The following is a 3,158-nucleotide window of genomic DNA, read 5'->3' on the forward strand; positions in this document are numbered from 1 at the left end:
TTAGAAGGTAAGGAGTCGCAGCGACCTACTCTCCCAGGACTTCACGTCCCAGTACCATCAGCGCTGAAGGGCTTAACGGCTGTGTTCGGGATGGAAACAGGTGTTTCCCCTTCGCTGTAGCCACGACTCCTTTTGTTCCCTCAAAACTGCATGATCGTTTTTAGGCTTTTGGTCAAGTCCTCGTACCATTAGTATCGGTCAGCTCCATGCATTGCTGCACTTCCACCTCCGACCTATCAACCAGATCGTCTTTCTGGGGTCTTACCTACTCTCGTAGTGGGAAATCTCATCTTGAGGCGGGCTTCGTGCTTAGATGCCTTCAGCACTTATCCCTGCCATACGTAGCTACCCAGCGATGCCCTTGGCAGAACAACTGGTTCACCAGCGGTATGTCCATCCCGGTCCTCTCGTACTAAGGACAGCCCCTCTCAAATTTCCTGCGCCTGCGACGGATAGGGACCGAACTGTCTCACGACGTTCTGAACCCAGCTCGCGTACCACTTTAATGGGCGAACAGCCCAACCCTTGGGACCTACTTCAGCCCCAGGATGTGATGAGCCGACATCGAGGTGCCAAACCTCCCCGTCGATGTGGACTCTTGGGGGAGATAAGCCTGTTATCCCCGGGGTAGCTTTTATCCGTTGAGCGATGGCCCTTCCACGCGGTACCACCGGATCACTAAGTCCGACTTTCGTCCTTGCTCGACCTGTATGTCTCGCATTCAAGCTCCCTTATGCCTTTACACTCTTCGCACGATTTCCGACCGTGCTGAGGGAACCTTTGAGCGCCTCCGTTACTCTTTGGGAGGCGACCGCCCCAGTCAAACTGCCCGCCTGACAGTGTCCCAGTACCGGTTCACGGTACTTGGTTAGAATTCCAGTACTCAAAGAGTGGTATCCCAACGTCGACTCCACCGAAACTGGCGTTCCGGCTTCTCAGTCTCCCACCTATCCTGTACATTCAGTACCAAAATCCAATGTCAGGCTGCAGTAAAGCTCCACGGGGTCTTTCCGTCCTGTCGCAGGTAACCAGCATCTTCACTGGTATTACAATTTCACCGGGTCTATTGTTGAGACAGCGCCCAAATCGTTACGCCTTTCGTGCGGGTCGGAACTTACCCGACAAGGAATTTCGCTACCTTAGGACCGTTATAGTTACGGCCGCCGTTTACTGGGGCTTCAGTTCCGAGCTTCGGTTACCCTAACTCTTCCCCTTAACCTTCCAGCACCGGGCAGGCGTCAGCCCCTATACTTCGTCTTTCGACTTTGCAGAGACCTGTGTTTTTGCTAAACAGTCGCTTGGGCCTATTCTCTGCGGCCGGATGAGGCTTACTAAGTAAATTATTCACCTCTCCCGGCACCCCTTCTCCCGAAGTTACGGGGTCATTTTGCCGAGTTCCTTAACAATAGTTCTCCCGTTCGTCTTAGGATTCTCTCCTCACCCACCTGTGTCGGTTTGCGGTACGGGCACCTTCATTCTCGATAGTGGCTTTTCTTGACAGTGTGGATTCAACCGCTTCGCTACTCTAATTTCGCTCCCCATCACTTCTCAGGATATGACCCGGCGGATTTGCCTACCAGATCTCCCTACCAGCTTGGACGCGCTCTACCAACCGCGCGCTCGGCCTATCCTCCTGTGTCCCCACTTCTCTCAAACGAATGTCGGTGGTACAGGAATCTCAACCTGTTGTCCATCGCCTACGCCTTTCGGCCTCGGCTTAGGTCCCGACTGACCCTGAGCGGACGAGCCTTCCTCAGGAAACCTTGGGTTTTCGACGGGCAGGTTTCTCACCTGCCTCTCGTTACTCATGCCAACATTCTCTCTTGTGTGCAGTCCACCTAACTTTACAGTTAAACTTCTCCCCGCACACATTGCTCGCCTACCATACGTCTTACGACGTATCCAAAACTTCGGTGGTATGTTTTAGCCCCGGTTATCTTCGGCGCAGGATCCCTGGACCAGTGAGCTATTACGCACTCTTTAAATGTATGGCTGCTTCTAAGCCAACATCCTGGTTGTCTTTGCGATCCCACATCCTTTTCCACTTAACATACACTTTGGGACCTTAGTTGTTGGTCTGGGCTGTTTCCCTCTCGACTACGGATCTTATCATTCGCAGTCTGACTCCTGGAGCGGCTGCTTTGGCATTCGGAGTTTGATAGGTGTTGGTAACCGGTGAAGGCCCCTTGACCATTCAGTGCTCTACCTCCTAAGCAGTTCTTCTCCAAGGCTAGCCCTAAAGCTATTTCGGCGAGAACCAGCTATCTCCGTGCTCGATTGGAATTTCTCCCCTACCCACAGCTCATCCAATGACTTTTCAACGTCACCTGGTTCGGTCCTCCACGAAATTTTACTTCCGCTTCAACCTGGCCATGGGTAGATCGCACGGTTTCGGGTCTGCAACCGGTAACTTATTCGCCCTTTTAAGACTCGCTTTCGCTGCGGCTCCGTTCCTTAAGAACTTAACCTTGCTACCAATCGCAACTCGTTGGCCCGTTCTACAAAAAGTACGCGGTCACATTCGTTAAAAATGCTCCCACAGCTTGTAAGCAAAGGGTTTCAGGTTCTGTTTCACTCCCCTTCCGGGGTTCTTTTCACCTTTCCCTCACGGTACTATTCGCTATCGGTCACCGGGTAGTATTTAGCCTTGGGGGGTGGTCCCCCCTCATTCCCACGGGGTTTCTCGTGTCCCGTGGTACTCTGGGTCATCTCCCAGCTCTTTCGCCGTTTCGTTTACGGGGCTCTCACCCTGTTTCGCCAGCCTTCCCAGACTGTTCAACTACAGCTACTTGACCTGTATTGAAGATGCCCGAACCCCACACAGCCGAAACTGCATGGTTTGGGCTCTTCCCCTTTCGCTCGCCGCTACTCAGGGAATCGATGTTTCTTTCTCTTCCTTGGGGTACTTAGATGTTTCAGTTCCCCCAGTTTCCCTTCCGCAGACTATGTATTCATCTACGGATATGCAGGGTTCTCCCTGCATGGGTTTCCCCATTCGGACATCCACGGATCAACGCTTGCTTGCAGCTCCCCGTGGCTTTTCGCAGCTTACCACGTCCTTCATCGGCTCCCGGTGCCAAGGCATTCACCCTTTGCTCTTTCTTCCTTGACCTTGCCTTACTTTGCCTATTCGATCATGCAGTTTTCAAAGAACAATT

The 3,158-nt window shown here is 52.7% G+C and carries 2 rRNA genes; both read right to left on the minus strand.

Features of this window, described 5'->3' with window-relative positions:
* Nucleotides 1-12: 12 nt before the first annotated feature.
* A 5S ribosomal RNA gene (gene rrf, locus QOL74_RS18205) occupies nt 13-128 on the minus strand.
* Nucleotides 129-168: 40 nt separating this feature from the next.
* Nucleotides 169-3,112, minus strand: a 23S ribosomal RNA gene (locus tag QOL74_RS18210).
* Nucleotides 3,113-3,158: the final 46 nt, after the last annotated feature.

It is taken from the genome of Anoxynatronum buryatiense, from assembly GCF_900182905.1.
GTDB lineage: Bacteria > Bacillota > Clostridia > Peptostreptococcales > Tindalliaceae > Anoxynatronum > Anoxynatronum buryatiense.